The organism is Rossellomorea marisflavi (assembly GCF_009806575.1).
Lineage (GTDB): Bacteria > Bacillota > Bacilli > Bacillales > Bacillaceae_B > Rossellomorea > Rossellomorea marisflavi_A.
This window is the reverse complement of record NZ_CP047095.1, coordinates 445,174-464,083: the sequence shown is the minus strand read 5'-3', so window position 1 is coordinate 464,083 and position 18,910 is coordinate 445,174. Positions and strand designations below refer to the sequence as shown.

Here is an 18,910-nt window from a genome sequence, read left to right as displayed (position 1 = left end):
TTTTAAAACGTTACACCGGCATGCAGGATGCAGTTGGCATACGGGGTGATTTCACCTGTCCGTATGACGGTCCTTGCTGATTGGAGCTGATGCTTCAGCTCTTCATGAGAAATGTATTCGATCTGTTCAAAGCGCTGTTGCAGTCCCTGATGAACATGGGGATTCTGTTCCAGTTCGCCGGCTGCTGTCATTCGCTCCACCACCATCTCATTCAGGAGAATATCCACCACATCAAGGAAAGATGGAACCCCTCCTTTTAATGCCAGATCGATCTTCTTCACATGAGGCGGTATGGGGAGCCCTGCATCTGCAATGACGACTGTATCGGTATGTCCCAGGTCGGCCAGTACTTTGGCGATTTCACTATTGAGGATTCCATTTCGTTTCATTCTTCCAGCCCCCTCTCGACTTCTTCCCGGGTCGGCATTCCACCTTGGGCACCGAAGCCTGTCACGGAAATGGATGCTGCCCGATTGGCAAAACGAAGGCACTCTTCAAGGGGTTTCCCTTCGGCCACTGCCACTCCAAGGGCAGCATTGAACGTATCTCCTGCTCCCGTCGTGTCCACTGCTTCCACCTTGAAGGAGGGTACGAGTTTCTCTTCTGCACCGTCAGAATAGCGCACACCTGCAGAGCCTTCTGTAATGAAGAGCTTGTTCGGATATTTTCTGAGGACTTCCGATAGGTTTGCACCGGGGAAGAGAAGCCCTGCCTCATGTTCATTCGGTGTCAGATAGGCCACCTGTTCAATCACTGTAGCGGGGATTTCCCTTGCCGGCGCCGGGTTCAGCAGCAGTGGCACTCCGATCGCCCTGCACAGCCCCGCCGTCTCGATTACCGTTTCTTCCGGAACTTCCTGCTGGATCATGACCAAATCGCACTCTTTTAAAAGGGGAAGAGCTTTTTTTACGTATGATGGGGTTACATGATCGTTGGCTCCTTTGACGACGATGATGCTATTGTCTCCTTCGGCCAATACGATGTGAGCCGTCCCGCTGCTCACATCTGTAACCGGTTCCACATAGTCTGTCATGACGCCGTTTGCCTTCAGGTTCGCCACAATCTCCTGGCCATATGCGTCATCTCCGACCCTGCCGATCATATGAACGTCGGCCCCGAGTCTCGCAGCTGCTACTGCCTGGTTTGCGCCTTTTCCTCCTGGTACGGTACTGAATGCTTCTCCGAGGATGGTTTCCCCTGCTCCCGGGCGTCTGTCGGCCGTTACAACCAGGTCCATGGAGGAGCTGCCGATCACGGCGATTTTTGGTGGTTTCATCATGGTCATCCCTTTCTTGTCGTGTTTCTTTCTATGAGTTCCACCGGCATCTGGATGGTGGATTGAGTGATGGGTTCTTTTCGTATCATGGTAATGAGCAGCCTTGCCGCTTCCCTTCCCATTTCATAGGCAGGCTGTCGGATCGTCGTCAGCGTCGGATAGGACAGCCTGCTCTGTGGGATGTCATCATACCCGATGATCTGCACGTCTTCAGGGATGCGTTTCCCCCTCTTCAGTGCCTCGTGAATCGCGGCAATCCCCACGATGTCATTGCTTGCAATCACTCCGTCGGTATCAGGGAACTGCTCGAACAATTCCTTTGCCCACACCAAGGCTTCTTCGAAGGAATAAGAGGTGGTGGAGAGAACCGAGAAGTCGACTTCCTCCTGACTCAGTTCTTCAATGGCGCCTTGGAACCGGTCACGCGCCGGTTTGATATGGGCAGGACCTTTCAGGATGGTGATCTTGCGGGAACCCTTTTCGATCAGGGTCCTTGCCGCAAGCTTCCCTCCTTCCCGTCCATCGGCATAGACGGCCGGGTGGTGGTCTGTGGTGCGATCCAGGAGGACCAGCGGTGCTTTCACTTCATCGTATATATGGTAATCGACGTGGTTGGTCGCCGATATGATTCCAACTACATTGTTCTGGATGAACGTCTGGATGTAATCCATTTCTTTTTGCACATGCTCATCACTGTTTCCCAGAAGGAGCCTGAACCCGGATTCACTCAGTTCATCCTCTACTCCACGGGCCAGCTGCGGGAAGAACGGATTCGTGATATCGGGAAGAAGCAGACCGATCAGTCTCGATTCCCGCTTATATAAGGAGCGGGCCACTTCATTCGGGCTGTAGTTCAGCTCTTCGATGGCCTTCATCACTTTTTTTCGTGTATCGGCCCCGACGTATCCATTATCATTGAGCACCCGGGAAACCGTGGCAACGGAAACCCCTGCTTTCTTTGCTACATCTCTGATTGTGACCATGTGCTTTCACTTCTTTCGTGTAACCGGTTACATATAAAATATCATAGACGTTCCAGGAAAAGCAATAGAATAAATTTCCTGATCGTCTCTCGTGATAAAAAAGACACGGGCACAGCGCCCGCGTCCTTATATTCAAGCCTAGCCTATTAGAATAGTTTCGTTGTCCATGATTCACAGTTCCAAACTTCGGTAGCCACATCCTGATAGAAATCAGGTTCATGACTGATGAGGAGGACGCTTCCCTTGTATTCCTTCAAAGCGCGCTTCAACTCTTCCTTCGCTTCCACATCCAAGTGATTCGTTGGTTCATCGAACACAAGGACATTGGATTCGTTGTTCATGAGTTTGCACAGGCGCACCTTCGCTTTTTCCCCACCGCTCAGCACTTCCACCTTGCTCTCGATATGCTTCGTCGTAAGTCCGCATTTGGCCAGGGCGGCACGCACTTCCGCCTGATTGAGGGAAGGGAATTCATTCCACACCTCTTCAATGCAGGTATTGCGGTTTTCGGTTTTGATCTCCTGCTCGAAGTATCCGATATGAAGATACTCACCAAGCTCTACGCTGCCGGAGATCGGCTTGATCTCGCCCAGTATGCTTCTGAGGAGGGTCGTTTTTCCGATTCCGTTGGCTCCTGAGAGGGCGATCTTCTGACCCCGTTCCATTTTCAGGTTAAGGGGTCTTGATAATGGCTCATCATATCCGATGACAAGATCCTTCGTTTCGAAGATGACACGGCCGGCCGTCCTCGCAAGCTTGAAGTTGAATTCAGGCTTCGGCTTTTCGGATGCAAGCTCGATGACTTCCATCTTATCGAGCTTTTTCTGACGGGACATGGCCATATTCCGGGTCGAAACCCTCGCTTTGTTACGGGCCACGAAGTCTTTGAGATTCGAGATCTCCTGCTGCTGTTTCTTATAGGCAGACTCGAGCTGCTGACGCTTCATTTCGTGGACTTTCTTGAATTCATGATAGTCTCCTGCGTAGCGGTTCAGCTCCTGATTTTCCATATGGTAGATCAGGTTGATGACGCTGTTGAGGAACGGGATATCATGGGAGATAAGGATAAAGGCATTCTCATACTCTTGAAGATATCGCTTCAGCCACTCGATGTGCTGCTCATCCAGATAGTTGGTCGGCTCATCGAGAAGCAGGATATCGGGCTTTTCAAGAAGGAGTTTGGCAAGAAGGACCTTCGTCCGCTGTCCGCCGCTCAGGTCGTGGACATCTTTATCAAGGCCGATATCATCAAGCCCCAGTCCACGTCCGATTTCTTCCACCTTGGCATCGATGACGTAAAAATCATTATTCGTCAGTGCTTCTTGCAGGGTACCTGTCTCTTCAAGAAGGTCCTCCAACTCTTCAGGGGATGCGTCCCCCATCTTGCCGAAAAGCTCATTCATCTCGGTTTCCATATCGAAGAGATATTGGAAGGCCGTCTTCAGGACGTCGCGGATTGTCATCCCCTGCTTCAATTGGGCATGCTGATCCAAGTATCCGATCCGGATCCGTTTCGCCCATTCCACCTTTCCTTCGTCTGGTTCAAGCTTGCCTGTAATGATATTCATGAATGTCGATTTACCTTCCCCGTTCGCCCCGATCAGGCCAATGTGTTCCCCTTTCAACAGACGGAAGGACACATCATTGAAGATCGCACGGTCACCGAAGCCGTGGGTCAGGTTTTTGACTGTTAATAGACTCATATCGATTTAACACCTTTTTCTATAAATTCTCAGTTCACTCCCTCTATTATAAAGGGGATGACTTGTAAAAAATAGTGGGAATTACGGGTTACGGACCGCTCCGTTTATATCATAGTCTGCAGGATCCAGATCGGTCTCTTCTCCAAGTGCCAGCTTCGCGAGCTGAGATCCAAGGAACGGGCCAGCCGTCAGACCCGACGCCCCGAGGCCGTTGGCAAAGAGGATCCCGTCGAGGCCTGGCATGTATCCGAACACAGGCAGGAACCCTGGGGTAAATGGGCGATAGCCGACTCGTGTTTCAACCACTTCACTCTCATGTAGACCAGGTGCGATGGCCATCGCTTTTGAAAGGATCTCAAGCATACCTCCTGCGGTGACCCGTCCGTTGACGGCATCATTTTCGTGGGTGGCCCCTGCGACGATCCTTCCTTCAGGAAAAGCAAGCAGGTATTGATCATTGGGCGGCATGACGACGGGCCACTCATCCGTATCAGCTCCCGTTTCATTGAGATGGATGATTTGGGCTTTCTGCGATGTGACATCCATGTCGATTCCGAGTGGAGCAAACAATTCCTTCGCCCACACGCCGGCCGTGACAATCACACGATCTGCTTCAATCTTTTCGTTATCGAGCATGATCCCCCTTCCCTCTTTCAGGAGCCGGGCATTCCCTTGCCTGAGGATCGCACCGCGTTTCTCCGCAGCTGCCAAGAGTGCTTTGCAGATAGCACGTCCGTCCACCCGAGCCGCCCCTGATACATGGACGGCTCTGTATTCATCGGATAGAAGCGGGAAAAGGGCCCGGGTTTCTTCTGCCGTCAATTTTGTCAGTTCTCCGATTTCCGGAGCGTCCTCCCGCCTTTTCAAGGCCCTCTCCATCATTCCATCCAGTTTCTTCTCATCCGTATGGAGACTGAGAGCCCCTACACGTGCATACCCCGTGTCATGCTCGCCATCCTCCTCCAGCATCTTGATGAGTTCCGGATAGTAGGCCGCTCCTCCCTTAGCAAGCTTGTACCATATTTTGTTGCGGCGCTGAGACAACCAGGGACAGACGATACCTGCTGCAGCCGCGGTTGCCTGCCCCGTGTCCCCCCTGTCCACGACCAGGACATCCGCCCCTTTCCTTGCGAGATGATAAGCGGTCGAGGCCCCGAGGATCCCGGCACCGATGACGATCGTCGATTTCATGTATAAACACACTTTCCATTCGTTTTTCTCTTATCTTACTTGAGATTGTCCCTGAACTCAATCTGAGCACATCACGGTCAATTTCAGAAAAGACATTGACAATGTACTTCAATCCATGATAAAAATTGTATAACCTAAATAACGAAAAGCTTTGAAGGAACCAAGTAGCAAACCCTTCCCTGTTCAAGAGAGCCGATGGTTGGTGCAAATCGGTACACATGCGGTAAGTGAATTTCGATTCCCGAGCTTCTTTTGACGAGATCAAAAGACGGTGTATGCCGTTATTTCCGAAGAGTGATGGGCTTGTCCCATAACTAGGGTGGTACCGCGATATCCAATCGTCCCTACGATATGTAGGGGCGATTTTTTTATTGTCTTCGGGCGACAACCATAAACAGAAAGGAGATCAACCCATGAGTCAACGTGAACAATGGTCATCCAAACTCGGCTTCATCCTTGCTGCTGCAGGATCGGCCATCGGTTTAGGCGCAATCTGGAAATTCCCGTATATTGCAGGGCAGAACGGAGGCGGCGCATTCTTCCTGATCTTCATCCTTTTCACTTTATTCCTTGGCCTCCCCCTGTTGCTGGCGGAATTCTCCATCGGAAGGACCGCCCAAAGCAATGCGATCGATTCGTATAAAAAGATTGCCCCGGGAACCCAGTGGCACTGGATCGGAGTCCTCGGGATGGTCGCATCCTTCATCCTGCTATCCTTCTACAGTGTCGTAGGCGGATGGATCGTCATCTATCTGTTCAAGGCCATCACCGGACAACTGAACGGATTGACCTCGGATCAGTACGGTGAGGTATTCGGATCCACCATTGCTGATCCGTGGGTGAGTGTCATCGTACAGCTCATCTTCATCCTGATGACCATCGTCGTCGTAGCCAAAGGCGTTCAGCAGGGAATCGAGCGTGCCAGCAAGATCATGATGCCTGCCCTGTTCGTCCTTTTCATTGTGCTGGTCCTTCGTGCTGTGACCCTTGACGGAGCGGGAGAAGGTGTCCGATTCCTTCTTCTGCCGGATTTCTCCAAGGTCACCCCGCGCACGATCCTGGAAGCCATGGGACAATCGTTCTTCACCCTGAGCGTCGGGGTATCGGTCATGCTGACGTATAGCTCCTATCTTCCGAAAAACCAGAGCCTGCCGCGTTCGGCTGTGTCCATCGTCATCATGAATATCTTCATCGTGCTCCTTGCTGGCCTTGCCATCTTTCCGGCGGTCTTCGCATTCGGACTCGAGCCTAACGCAGGACCTGTTCTCCTGTTCAACGTGCTGCCGACGATCTTCAACCAGCTGCCATTCGGAATGCTGTTCTTCATTGCGTTCCTGATCCTCTTCCTGTTCGCAGCCTTGACTTCAGCATTCTCCATGCTTGAAATCATCGTATCGGTCATCGCGAAGAATGATCCAACAAAGAGGACAAAGTGGGCATGGATCATCGGGATTGCCATCTTCATTTTCGGAATCCCATCCGCTCTCTCTTATGGGGTACTCAGCGACATTACTCTATTCGATAAGATCATCTTTGATCTTGCCGATTTTGCCGTAAGCAACGTATTATTACCGCTCGGGTGCCTGCTGATATCCATCTTTGTCCCTCTGAAGATGAAGAAGACGGCTCTCTATGAAGAGCTGAAAAGCGGGAGCAGCTTGAAGAAAGGTATTTTCGAAGTTTGGTTCTTCCTGATCCGCTTCGTTGCACCACTTTTCATCATTGTGATCATGCTCAATATGCTCGGCTTTTATTAAATAGAAGAAAAAAATCGTACAGCGCGTGTTCTGTACGATTTTTTCTATTATATTGGCGATTTGGTATAGGGAACGATGACTCCGCAGGCTAGGCGTTTACCCGCATCACCTGAAGGCTGTGACCGGAAATCATCTGGACTCTGGTGGATGATCACGCCCTTTCCCACCACATCCTTCACACTGAATTTATTGGTGAAGAAAGACATCCGGGCATACCCCTCATTTGAAAACAGGACGGGAAAATCCCCTGCGTGATTGCCATGCGGCTGGGCTCCTGGATTCCAATGACCGCCCGCAGATGTAAAAGGGTCAGCAGGGTCTCCAATTTCGCATATCCCCTTCTCATGAAGGTGGAAACCATGGGGACCGATTGGTTTCTCTCCATTCTTCCCTTCTTTATAAGGTGGAAGCCCCCTCACCTCTACCATGACTTCCACTCCTCCCTTCACTTCGTGAAAAAAGACGTTCCCATTGAGATCCGGTGCAAGCGGACCTCCCTTGATCACTGCGTACGCAATGTTCCCCGTATCCATTCCATTCATCTTTTTTCCCTCCTTCTCATCTTCATCAATCTATGCCTTCCAGTCCTTTTGCATGACATACGATCGTTTAAACGTAGATTCCTTGAGGCGCAAGGAAGGGACCGTCTTGATCAAACGTTTGTTTAAAAAGGACCTTTCCCCATTGAATCATAAGTAGGTAAATTCCACCTATTACCATATACCCTGTACAATTGTCCAGAAAAATGGTATATTTTCAGAAACTTCAGACTAATAGACATCACGAGAATAATATTTTGGAGGGATGACCATGGCAACCGAAATGAAGCTGATTCCGTATTTCATGAACGAAATGATTGGAGATGTAAATGAGGTTCCGAAAGGCATTGAAATGATTCAGTCCCCCATACTATGGAAAGAAGGATGCAAAGGAAAGGGCACGACCATCGCCGTACTCGATACAGGCTGTGACATCCATCATCCTGACCTTGCCGGACGGGTGAAGGGCGTCAAGAACTTCACCGATGACGATGCAGGGGCAGACGATAATGTGACAGACTACAGTGGACATGGCACCCATGTCTCCGGAACCATCGCCGCCAATGAGGATGGAGATGGAGTGATCGGAGTCGCCCCGCTTGCAGACCTCATGATCATCAAAGTACTCGCCGGAAGTTCCGGGAGAGGACAATACGATTGGATCGTGAAGGGAATCGAGTATGCAACGGAACAGGGAGTCGATATCATCTCCATGTCCCTTGGCGGCCCAACTGATTATAAACCGCTTCATGACGCAATCAAAAAAGCCGTGGCAGCTGGTATCCTGGTGGTTTCTGCAGCCGGGAATGAAGGCGACGGGAACAGCGATACAGATGAATTCTCCTACCCGGCAAGCTATAAGGAAGTCATCGCCGTAGGAGCCATCGACCTCCAGAGAAAATCATCCTACTTCACCAATTCCAATAATGAAATCGACCTTGTAGCCCCTGGAGAGCAGATCCTCTCGACGATCCCAGGGGATAAATACGCCAAGCTCAGCGGGACGTCCATGTCGGCTCCTCATGTAGCAGGAGCGCTGGCCTTGATTAAAGAGTTTGAGGAAGCAGCATTCAAACGGGAACTGAGCGAACCGGAAATCTATGCACAGCTCGTGAAACGGACCATCCCTCTCGGATACCCGAAATCCCTCGAAGGAAACGGATTGCTCTATCTCACAGCTCCGGATCTATTAAGGGAACATCTCCGGTCCCAGCCTCTTGCCCATATAGGATAAAAAAGAAACGGCCGGGGGGTCTCCCGGCCGTTTTCATTATGTAGGGATGACCCAGTCTGCACGTTTCATCGGCTGAACCGTATCGAGGTAATACTCTTCTGCCTTCCAATACCGATTCCTGAACTTTTCAAGCTTCAGCTGCGTCTCCTCCGATTCACGGAGCAACCGTCGCTCTCTCGGACAATCAAGGAATAGGATGCCATCGAAGGCTTCCCTCCATTCCTCCCTCTGAAGGAACACCCCCTCTACAATGATGAGCCCCTTATCCGAAAGCTGCACCTGCCTTTCCGTCACGGTATCCAGCTCCCCATCGTAAAAAGGCAACCTCACATCCACGCAGCCCTCTTTCAGTTTCATAAAGAACCCTTCCCTCAACCGTTTCCGGTCCCACTGCAGACTATAATATTCAAACCACTCCTCATGACCGGTGTCATACCGCGCTTCCCGCTCGACAATGTGGTCATCGATATGAACGATCTGATGGGTGACCCCCTTACCCTTCAGCCATTCCTCTATCTCTGACACCATGGTCGACTTACCCGACCGGCTCAACCCGTCTATCCCGAGGACGAAACGTGCTTCTGCGTTTGCCCCGTCCAAGATCTCTTCCAGCACACGTTGAGGGGAATCCAACAGCCAGCGGGTCGCTTCCTGAAGGTCGTCAGCCACGTAGTCCACGGTGCCTTCAAGGTTCATTCTGTTTTTCTGCCATTCACTCTCACCCGCTCCCGTCCTGACAAGCACCGTCTTACACCCTGCCTTTTTGCCGGCGAGCATATCCTTCCACCTGTCCCCGATCACGGCACATTTGGTGAGATCAAGCCCCCGATCCGCTGCTGCTTGCTTCAGCATGCCGATCTCAGGCTTCCGACATCCGCAGCCCTCCCCTTCTTCATGGGGACAGATGTACACACCATCAAACCCGAACCCGTTCAACTCCCGTTCGAATTCTTCCATCAGCCCGGGTCTTGCAGAGATCCCAGGCTGATTGGTGAAGGATAGGATGGGGATTCCTTTTTCTTTTATCCTCTTTAAAGCGATTGTACTCCGGGGATACACCTCAAACACTCCCGGGTATTCAATTTCATTGCTGCCGCCCAGTGTACCGTCACGATCTATGAATAGAGCCTGCCACATGCTGAACCCTCCCTCAATATGGAATATCATTCATTTTACCATATCGGGGGAAGGCAGACTTTTGATTCAATAAAAAAAGGAAGGCTGTGGCCTCCCTTCCTCTTACATCATTCTGCTGTCGACCTGTTCACATACTTGATCGGCCGTCAGACCGTCCGCTTCAATGACAGATCCTTTGAATGTTGTATTTTGCATTCCCATTACGTTTGTATCCAAGCCTGTCGTGACACAGCAATCACAGCCGTTCACATCTTGTTCGTTCTTGAGTTCAACGACGTCATACCCTTTTTCACGCAAAGCTTGCACTACATTTGAAAGGGATTGTTCAACACCTACACGTTTTGTCATGGCTTAACACCTCCTGTTTCTTATCGTTAGGATTTTCAACCTGGGTAAAAGATATTCATGGAGGTGGCAGTTCTTCTATATTTGTCTTTGTTAGTGTAACTGTGAATGCTCAAGAAGGAATGGGACGTTCCTTTCCGCTTCTAGAGATTTGATTTCTGTGGGGAAATAATAATAATCATCTTGGTTATGATGATAGTTGAAGACAATATCGTCCTAAGTGAAGGGTGAAATGGAAAACTAGTCCGTTCCTTTGCGTTGCAGGGATTTGCTTTCCGCGGGGAGCATGTCGGGTCTGCCGTTGCCTTCGGATTTAAATCACCCAAGTGCAATTAGAATTAATGGCCTCGTAGTTCTTAGTGAAGGCTGTGGTGGAAAGGTAGTCCGTTCCTTTGCGCTGCAGGGATTTGCTTTCCGCGGGGAGCATGTCGAGCCTCCTCGTGCCTGCGGGGTCTCGATCATCCCCCTTTTCCGCAGGAGTCAAATCCCTTACGCTCCAATCCACTTTGTGGTATTGGACTTGGTGAGGTGATCGTTTGTTAATAAGTTAGAAAGTCATTCTAAAAAACAAGAATGGGATGCCCTGTTTCAAATTAGCAAACTCCTCTTCCAACGCACCACCAAATGCAAGGACAGAACAATCTCGTTACCACCCAAAACGAATTGCAAAAACAGGATGCCGATAGCATGTTTCGAAACCGCACATCCCCTCTCCTCCACTCAGAGTGCAGTGCAGCAAAGGCCTCACGACTCCTATGGGAATAGCGGGCAGGGTGAGGCCCTGCAGGCGCAGCCGAAGCGGCTCAACTCCCTCCCCGCCGGAAAGCGGCCACCCGCAGCGGAACGGAACGACCCCTTACCAAAAGAGATGAAACGGATAAGCAACTCAGACAAGCCCCGCCCCCATCCCCACACAGCAAAAAAGGGGTTTATCTCCATGCGAAACGGGTACATTATAACCATACAACATACACAAAGGGTGGTAATTACAAATGGATCAAGCAAAACTAGACGAACTAATTGATGGACTGAACGAAGATTTAGCAAATGAATATGCCGCAGTTATCCTCTACACGAACTACGCAGCAGTAGTAAGCGGCTTATATAGACAGGTATTGAAACCTTTCTTCGAAGAAGAAATCCCAGATGAGCAAGGACATGCTCTTTACCTTGCAGAAAAAATCAAGACCCTTGGAGGCAGCCCGACAACAACTCCTGCAAAGGTGAAACAAACGGACGATGTGAAGGAAATGCTCCTTGAAGGACGCAAAGCAGAAGCAGATACGATCGAACGCTACAAGAAACGCAAAGAGCAGGCTGAAGAGCTTGGCCTTGTAGAACTCGGAATCAAGCTGGATGATATGATTGCCGATGAAACGCACCACTTGGAAGAATTCGATCGTCTTCTTAAAGACCCTTCTTTCAACTGATTGTAATGTCAAAAAAGACCGCTCCCGTAGCGGTCTTTTTTTATGCCCATTACGTCCATGAACCTCCCACCACGGTGAAGTGTCGCCATTCCTCGAGCAGTAGCTCCTGATATTCCCGTGTCAGATAGCGATCATCAATGAGCCTGAGGACCCCGCGGTCTTCTTCAGTCCGGATCAACCGTCCACCTGACTGGAAGACTTTGTTCAATCCGGGGTATGTGTAGGCATAGGCAAATCCATTCACTCCCAGTGAGTTGAAGTAGGATTTCATCAACTCCCTTTCTTCATCTGGCTGTGGGAGGCCGACTCCTACAACCACTACCTGCTTCAGGCGTTCACCCTTCAGATCGATGCCTTCCGAAAAAATGCCTCCCAGGACGGCAAGACCCAATACCGGCTCCTTGCGTCCAGCTTTGAACTCAGCCAGGAACTCTTCTCTTTCTCTTTCTGACATCATCGGCTCCTGCATGATCAACTTCGCAGGTAACCCATACCCTTCCAAGGCATCAAAGGCTTTCCTCATGAAGGCGTAGGAAGGAAAGAACACCAGGCCATTTCCATTTACCCGCTTAAAGAGGTTGACGATCGACTCCATAAGATGGGGAAAATGGCGATCACGGTCCCTTAACCGGATGGAAAGGGGCTGGATTTCCACTTGCCACTGGCTATGATCGAAGGGGGTCGGGATGACAAATCGATAATCTTCCGCTTCTCCTCCAAGCTGGTGGAAGTAATACGAAAATGGGTGCAAGGTCGCCGAAAAGAAGACCGCCGACTTATACCCTGCCGTCACCTGGTGCAAAAAAGCTGCCGGATCCAGGCAGACGAGCTTGACGGTCATTCCGCCCCCATGCCGAGTGACCAATGTCCGGTGTTCCTTTGAATAGAGCTGAAGGATGCGCAGGAATTGGGTCGATTCAAAGTACGCCTCCAGAAGCGGGCTTTCTCCTTCCACGTGGGGAAGTTCCTTTTCGGCAGCATCGACAAATGCCCTAACTCCATCAGTGACACCGGTATCGACTTCTTCATATGTTCCGGGTCTTACACCCTCCAAGGCACCCGTGAGAGAACGGATCGCAGCACTCAGTTCCCCATTTCCCTTTACATGTGCCGCCAGCGATGTGAAGCCAGTGGACGTCAGGGAAGCAGAGTGCATGTCCCTCCCACGGGGCACGAGATTATGTGCTTCGTCGATGAGGAGTGTTGTTTGCTTTTTCGAAGAGTCGCTGAATCGCTTTAACGACGTTCTTGGATCGAATAGATAATTATAATCACCGATGACCCCTTCAACGAGATACGATAGATCGATGGAGAACTCAAACGGACATACGCGATGAGCTTTTGCGTACTCCTCGATCACCGGTCTGGTCATGAGGGTCTCTTTCTGAAGGATATCCAGGATGGCGCCGTTCACACGATCATAGTGTCCACAGGCGAATTCGCAATGTTCGGGCTGGCAGATGGTTTGATCTTTAAAGCAGATCTTGTCTTTTGCCGTGATGGTCAATGCCTTGGTGGAAAGGCCTCCTTCTTCCATCAGCTTGACGGCGTCTTCTGCGACCGTCCTCGAGATGGTTTTGGCCGTGGCGTAAAACCACCTGCCGCCTTCTTTCACGACGGGGAATAACGTTGAAATCGTCTTCCCTGTCCCCGTGGGGGCGTTGGCAAAAAGAGTCTTTCCTTCTGCGACGGTTTTATAGACGGCTCCCACAAGTTGACGCTGACCCTTCCTGAACGTCTCGAAGGGAAAAGTAAGACGGGGAAGGCTCGCCTCCAGGTTCTCTTTGTTTCTCAATCTCAGTTCCGCAAACGGTGTATAGAGCTGCAAGAGGCCGATCATGATTCCCTGAAGTTCCTCACGATCATATTCCCGTGTGAAAGATTTTGTTTCCTCGGTCCCCGTATGGATATAGGTAAGCCTCACATGTATGGCATCCCAGTCCCGCTCTTCCGTCAGGAGGCAGGCATAACACTCCGCCTGGGCCCAGTGGACCCGCTTCCCTTCCTCCAATTCATCGAGGCTCCTCGCAGTTGATTTGATTTCTTCCACCAGGATCTTTCCCTCACGGTGTATGATTCCATCGCATCTCCCCTCCACCTGGTAGAAGATCCCATCCACGACTTTCTCCCCTTTGAGGTGGACCTCTTTTTCATCGGGGTCTTCATAGCGCCGCTGAAGTTTTTGATGGAGCCTTGTCCCTGTGAGCATGGAAGACCTTGGCTGAAATCGTGAGTCGATACTCCCTTCCTTCAGGACAAATTCGACGAGCTCCCTGACGGATAATGTGATATCGGCATCCATGGCATCCACCTCGCTTTCTTCTTCTAATATGTCCCCTGCCGGCATATGTATAGAGACAAGCATCGGTTAACGGAGGTAGACATGATTCGATTCCTTTTTTATAGTATCGGTTTATTGTGCTTATCACTCGGCGTTTCATTTGTGATCCATGCCAATATGGGGGCAGGTCCGTGGGATGCCCTTGCGGTTGGTGAATCACGGTTGTTCCATCTTACAATCGGGACATGCATCTTTTTGAACGGATGCATCCTGATCGGCGTCAATGCGTTTCTATTGAAAGAGCGACCGAGATGGCTCGCCGCCTTGTCAATCTTCCTCATCGGCCAGCTCGTTGATTTCTGGCTGAGGGTGACCGTGACCGTCTTGGTGCCATCTGATCTGACGTCACAGATCCTCTTTGTCGTCATCGGTACAACGCTGATCGGACTTGGGATTTCCATCTATCTTCAGGCCGGGCTGCCTTCGAGTCCGATGGATACACTCATGATGGCCCTTCATCACCGCTTTGGGTTGAACCTAAACCACGCCCGTCTCCTGAACGAGGCCATCGCCATCACCCTGGCCATCGCGGCTGGCGGCTCCATCGGGATCGGCACCCTTATCGTCGCCTGTACGTTAGGTTCCGTCATTCATTTCTTTTATCCTATCATAGAACGTATGTACGGTAAATTAACGTGACACCGGAATGAAAAAACACTTAGATCTTAAGCATCTAAGTGATGGGATAGGACATGTTCCTTTTTCAATTTTTCATTCCGGAGGGGAAGGGTGATCTCGACGGTCGTCCCTTTCTTCACTTCACTCGAATAACTTACATGACCACCGATTGTTTCGATGATTTTAAGGGATACCGACGTCCCTAGTCCTGTTCCCTGGTTCTTTGTGGTATAGAACATCGTACCGATCCTCGCAATCTCTTCTTTCGACATTCCTTTTCCTGTATCCTTCACGGTAATGACGGCATGTTCATCTGACACCCGGAGACCGATCGACACATACCCTTTCGGCGGAGTCGCTTCAATCGCATTTTTTACGAAGTTGATGAGTGCCTGCTTCATTTTATTTCGATCGGTGAGGAGGATCCCGTCATCATCCAGATGACTCTCCAAGAACACATTTTCCTTCACGGCATAAGCGTTCAACAGGATTGACACCTCCGATAGGATCTCCTTTATATGAACCTGCTCCACCTTCTCGAATTGCGGCTTTGCAAAATTCAAATAGTCATTGATGATTTCCTCAGCCCTGCCAAGCTCACTTAAGATGATGGCCAGATATTCATCCTCTTCCCCCTTCGACTGACGTTTCATGAGCTGAAGGAATCCCTTTACGACCGTCAGGGGATTTCGTACTTCATGGGCGATGCTGGCAGCCAATTCGCCCAGCGTATTCAATTTCTCCGATTTGATGATTTCTTCCCTCATCACTTTCTTCTCGACCATCCATTCATTCAAGCGGGCGGCGATCCCGATTCCAATGATCTGAACAAAGCCGAACTGGAGGATGAATGTAATGGAGTGGAGTTCACTCAAAAATTGCGATGGAAGATGGAAGACAAAGAGCATGAGAAAAATGACAGCAATCGGCCAGAGACCGATTAACTGAGCGGCAAGCACCCGTTTGACAGGAGACAGCTTCCAAAACCCTTTAGAAAAGTAATAGGGCACCACTGAGGCCAGCAGCGCACTGGCAAGGCCATGCAAAAGGATATCCCCGCCCATGATCGTCCGCCCCATGAGCATGAAACCAAGAACGATGAGACCAGCTTTTCTTCCACCGTAAACCATGGCAATGATAAGGGGGACGTAGCGGAAATCCCAGTATAAGCCGGCGAACTCATACGTGAATGTAAGGCAAGCAAGAGTGGCGAAACCATTCAGTACACCTGTAAAGATGGGCGATTTACTCCATTTATGATGTTCGAGCAGGGAGGTTTGGATCAGCACCGGAGCAAGGATGATGAACGTATGAAAAAGTAATTTTTCAATTATCACTTGAAACTCTCCCAACGCAGTATGGTCTTTACTTCATACGACAAGAAATGAGAATATTCCTTCTATTATTCTCTGCATTTCAAACTATTTTGGTAAAAATGACAGAATTTTAAGTTCGAAGTCTTAAAAGCCTAACTTTCCAACCACAAATATATTTGTAATACACTCCTAATTACCTATATAAGTATAGGTATATGTCTGTTAGGCTTATCATAAGTCAAATGACGAAAGTAGAATGTATATGACAGTAAATGTGTTTCTCGACGATTATCGCCACTGTCCCCAAGGTTACATTCTTGCAAAAGACATCGATGAGTGCCTGCAGCTCCTGTATGATCATTCCATCGGTCATCTCTCCCTCGATCACGATCTTGAGAGCAAGACCCGAAATGGTTTGATGCTGGTTCATGCCATGGTTGAGCATCAATTGTTTGCAGAACGCATCACGATCCACTCTGCTAATTCCGTAGGTGGAAAGAATATGTTCCGCTATCTCAAAGCGGCACAAGACAACGACCAGATGCCTCATTCGATCAAGATTGTTTTAAGGCCTTTGCCTCTCAGATGAGTTTCTCATATACGGCCTGTCCAAAACGGACAGGCCTTTTCATTACTAAAATTTTATTTCGGGACTCAAAGTAAACACAGATTCTGCGAAAAGCGTTATAATGATAGGTACGTAATCTTTCATCATAAAGAGGGTCCTATATGCAATTTCTCAAACATTTTCGATTAGTCGGCGGCCGCGTTGCAAAGACAGGCATTGCCGTTTTTTTGACTGCACTCATTTGTGAACTATTCAACTGGCCCGCAACATTTGCGGTTATCACGGCCATCGTGACCATTGAGCCGACGGCCACCAATTCAATCAAGAAGGCGTTCATCCGATTTCCCGCGTCGGCGATCGGGGCCCTTTATGCGGTCGCCCTCTCTTCTTTTTTCGGCGATCGCCCCATCACCTACGCATTCGTCGCGCTGCTCACGATCATCACCTGTCATAAGCTGAAGCTTGCCCCCGGTATCCTGGTCGCCACCTTGACAGGGATCGCCATGATTCCGACGATCCACGACCATTATGTGGCCACCTTTTTCATCAGGCTCGGAACCACGACGATCGGACTGATCGTTTCGACCGTAGTCAACATTTGGGTCCTGCCTCCTAAATATTCCGATAAGATCACGGCAAGCATCCATAATTTATATTTCAAAACCGGCAATCTCCTAGAGCGAAGGGGTTCGGAGCTGCTCCAGCAGCATTCCCTTCACCGGGACACGCGCCTCATTTTCGCCGATATCCTCCAGGAAGTCGAAGCCACGGATACCCTTTGCAAATATCAAAAGGAAGAGTGGAAGCTGCACCGTTCAAGTCGTAAAGAACTTCGATTCTTCCACTACGAGTACAAGAAGCTCAATCTGTTGAGGCAGATCCTTTATCATATCGGGAATTTGATCTACCTCCCGATGAATCGCTATTCGTACAGTCCCGATGAAAAAGAGCGGATCATCTCGGCCATCCAGTCCCTGAAGGGGATCCTGCACCATCCAGCTTTCGAGATTCCCGAGCAGCATTTCATCCTGATGAAGGATCTATTGGAAGAATTCTGGGATGATCACGAATTTCTCAGAGGGAAACAAGTGAAACATTTTTCATGTGAATCCGTCCTCTTGTATGAATTGTTATCGATCCATGACCTGCTTGAAGAGCTAAAGGGGATTCAGACCCTGGAAATCCACCATTCCTCCGTACTGGAGAAAAAACTGCAGACGTAAAAAAGCCAAGGATCAGGATCCTTGGCTTTTTTCGCTACTTTCCATCAAGAGCACGCTTTGACAGCAGGGAGATGACCATGTCATCCATTGGCGGATTGTGCAGCCCCGCTCTGACATCCCTGTAATACCGCTGCATCGGGTTCGAACGATACAGGCTCCTGGCCCCTACGATGCGCATGGCGATATCCACGATGCGCGCGGCCCCATTGGTTACGATATGTTTGACAGCTGAAAGCTCCGGACCCATCCCTTTCCGTTTATCCGGTTCCTTCACCCATTTATCCGCAACGGAATAGAGGATCTGTCTTGCCTGGAACAGTTCAAGCTCCATCTCGCCGATTTTCCTCTGCACTTCCGGTACCTCTTTGATCGGTCCCGGCAGGCTATTCGGTGAATAATTCCGTGCGAACTCAATGGCATAGTTCCTCGCAGCCACAGCCACACCGAGATAGCAGGCTGGGATATGAAGAAGCCACGCCTTGGGGATGTCTCCTCCCCTCTCATCTCCTTCCACCATTGCCGATGGGGGGAGGCTGACGTGATCGAGAACCAGATCCTCGCTCCCGGTCCCCTTCATGGCTATGACATCCCAGGTGTCTTCGATACTCACGCCATCCAGTGCATGATCAACCAGGAAGAATCCCTTTTTCCCGGTATCACCGATCCTTGCCAGCACCAATGAATAATCCAATACCTTCGCCATGGAGGTGAAGCTTTTCCTTCCTGTTAGTTCAAACCCATTATCCGTTTCGGTCGCCTTTGTCTCTGGAAGCCCCCCCTCGTCGGACTTCCCGTAGCAGGTTCGGAGGCCGCCCTGTTGACGAGGGCATGCTCTGTGACGACCGCTTCGCATAGCGCCTGGAACTGCGCTTCATCCCACAGCCTGCTCTCGCTCAGCTCCATTAGGCCACCAAGATGCCACCCGATCGATAGTGCAGTGGCAGCGTCTCCCGTCGCCAGGCGTTCTTGAAGCATCACCATTTCATACAGGCTGATTCCTTCTCCCCCATATTCTTTCGGCACCGTGAGTTTCCCGTAGCCTTTCTTCTTCAAGTCGTTGAAGTTCTCAAAAGGGAAGGAACCTTCCCGATCATGCTCTTCCGCCCTCTCCGCGAATGCATCGGCAAGTTCGCCTGCCAGGGCAAGCAGTTCCCGCTGTCTGTCGTTCTGAATGTACGATTCATATAAATCCAATTGCCCCACACCTCCTGAAAAATATGCTCTCTACTCATCATAATCAAAAAGAGCC

The 18,910-nt window shown here is 50.1% G+C and carries 16 protein-coding genes, 1 pseudogene and 1 other annotated feature; of the genes and pseudogenes, 6 read left to right on the top strand and 11 right to left on the bottom strand.

Annotated features, from left to right (window positions below):
• Positions 1-2: 2 nt before the first annotated feature.
• From rbsD to D5E69_RS02420, 5 genes are all read right to left on the bottom strand, one after another.
• Positions 3-389, bottom strand: a complete 387-nt coding sequence (gene rbsD / locus D5E69_RS02440; RefSeq protein WP_048005749.1) for a D-ribose pyranase — start codon at positions 387-389, stop codon at positions 3-5.
• The gene (gene rbsK / locus D5E69_RS02435; RefSeq protein WP_048012383.1) at positions 386-1,276 is read right to left on the bottom strand and encodes a ribokinase; all 891 of its coding nucleotides are present in this window, start codon (positions 1,274-1,276) and stop codon (positions 386-388) included. The genes rbsD and rbsK overlap by 4 nt, the downstream gene beginning before the upstream one ends.
• Before the next feature lie 5 nt (positions 1,277-1,281).
• Complete coding sequence (locus tag D5E69_RS02430) at positions 1,282-2,259, bottom strand: LacI family DNA-binding transcriptional regulator (protein WP_159129145.1); 978 nt, start codon at positions 2,257-2,259, stop codon at positions 1,282-1,284.
• 146 nt (positions 2,260-2,405) lie between these two features.
• Entirely contained in the window at positions 2,406-3,962 is a 1,557-nt protein-coding gene (locus D5E69_RS02425) for an ABC-F family ATP-binding cassette domain-containing protein (RefSeq protein WP_048005751.1), read from the bottom strand.
• An 81-nt stretch (positions 3,963-4,043) separates the two neighbouring features.
• On the bottom strand, positions 4,044-5,153 hold the full coding sequence (locus tag D5E69_RS02420; RefSeq protein ID WP_048005752.1) for an NAD(P)/FAD-dependent oxidoreductase: 1,110 nt from the start codon (positions 5,151-5,153) through the stop codon (positions 4,044-4,046).
• Between the two features lie 142 nt (positions 5,154-5,295).
• Positions 5,296-5,502 (top strand) — a binding site (T-box leader).
• 64 nt (positions 5,503-5,566) lie between these two features.
• Here D5E69_RS02420 and D5E69_RS02415 point away from each other — a divergent pair.
• Positions 5,567-6,910 carry a sodium-dependent transporter gene (locus D5E69_RS02415; protein WP_159129144.1) on the top strand — a complete coding sequence of 448 codons (1,344 nt, stop codon included), beginning with the start codon at positions 5,567-5,569 and terminating at the stop codon, positions 6,908-6,910.
• A gap of 47 nt (positions 6,911-6,957) precedes the next feature.
• On the opposite strand, the gene D5E69_RS02410 is transcribed toward D5E69_RS02415, so the two are convergent.
• Positions 6,958-7,452, bottom strand: a complete 495-nt coding sequence (locus D5E69_RS02410; protein ID WP_048005754.1) for a superoxide dismutase family protein — start codon at positions 7,450-7,452, stop codon at positions 6,958-6,960.
• Between the two features lie 268 nt (positions 7,453-7,720).
• Here D5E69_RS02410 and D5E69_RS02405 point away from each other — a divergent pair, with 268 nt between their 5' ends.
• On the top strand, positions 7,721-8,683 hold the full coding sequence (locus D5E69_RS02405; RefSeq protein WP_048005755.1) for a S8 family peptidase: 963 nt from the start codon (positions 7,721-7,723) through the stop codon (positions 8,681-8,683).
• 36 nt (positions 8,684-8,719) lie between these two features.
• Here the strand turns inward: D5E69_RS02405 and D5E69_RS23780 are convergent, their stop codons facing one another.
• Positions 8,720-9,820: a kinase gene (locus D5E69_RS23780; RefSeq protein ID WP_159129143.1), complete on the bottom strand. Its 1,101-nt coding sequence runs from the start codon at positions 9,818-9,820 to the stop codon at positions 8,720-8,722.
• 102 nt (positions 9,821-9,922) lie between these two features.
• Positions 9,923-10,168, bottom strand: a complete 246-nt coding sequence (locus D5E69_RS02395; protein WP_048005756.1) for a YkuS family protein — start codon at positions 10,166-10,168, stop codon at positions 9,923-9,925.
• Between the two features lie 989 nt (positions 10,169-11,157).
• On the opposite strand from D5E69_RS02395, the gene D5E69_RS02390 reads away from it, so the two are divergent.
• Positions 11,158-11,595: a ferritin-like domain-containing protein gene (locus D5E69_RS02390; RefSeq protein WP_048005757.1), complete on the top strand. Its 438-nt coding sequence runs from the start codon at positions 11,158-11,160 to the stop codon at positions 11,593-11,595.
• Between the two features lie 49 nt (positions 11,596-11,644).
• On the opposite strand, the gene D5E69_RS02385 is transcribed toward D5E69_RS02390, so the two are convergent.
• Positions 11,645-13,960, bottom strand: coding sequence for a helicase C-terminal domain-containing protein (locus D5E69_RS02385; RefSeq protein ID WP_249931547.1), 2,316 nt, complete (start codon positions 13,958-13,960; stop codon positions 11,645-11,647).
• Here D5E69_RS02385 and D5E69_RS02380 point away from each other — a divergent pair.
• The gene (locus D5E69_RS02380) at positions 13,943-14,575 is read left to right on the top strand and encodes a YczE/YyaS/YitT family protein (RefSeq protein WP_331457947.1); all 633 of its coding nucleotides are present in this window, start codon (positions 13,943-13,945) and stop codon (positions 14,573-14,575) included. The two genes, D5E69_RS02385 and D5E69_RS02380, sit on opposite strands and share 18 nt — an antisense overlap.
• Positions 14,576-14,601: 26 nt before the next feature.
• Here D5E69_RS02380 and D5E69_RS02375 read toward each other — a convergent pair whose 3' ends face one another.
• Positions 14,602-15,891, bottom strand: a complete 1,290-nt coding sequence (locus tag D5E69_RS02375) for an ATP-binding protein (protein ID WP_048012175.1) — start codon at positions 15,889-15,891, stop codon at positions 14,602-14,604.
• A gap of 241 nt (positions 15,892-16,132) precedes the next feature.
• On the opposite strand from D5E69_RS02375, the gene D5E69_RS02370 reads away from it, so the two are divergent.
• Positions 16,133-16,459, top strand: a complete 327-nt coding sequence (locus D5E69_RS02370) for a cyclic-phosphate processing receiver domain-containing protein (RefSeq protein WP_048005760.1) — start codon at positions 16,133-16,135, stop codon at positions 16,457-16,459.
• Positions 16,460-16,599: 140 nt separating this feature from the next.
• Positions 16,600-17,661, top strand: coding sequence for an aromatic acid exporter family protein (locus D5E69_RS02365; protein ID WP_048005761.1), 1,062 nt, complete (start codon positions 16,600-16,602; stop codon positions 17,659-17,661).
• 34 nt (positions 17,662-17,695) lie between these two features.
• Here D5E69_RS02365 and D5E69_RS02360 read toward each other — a convergent pair.
• Positions 17,696-18,864: pseudogene (locus D5E69_RS02360) on the bottom strand (acyl-CoA dehydrogenase family protein).
• Positions 18,865-18,910 lie beyond the last annotated feature (46 nt).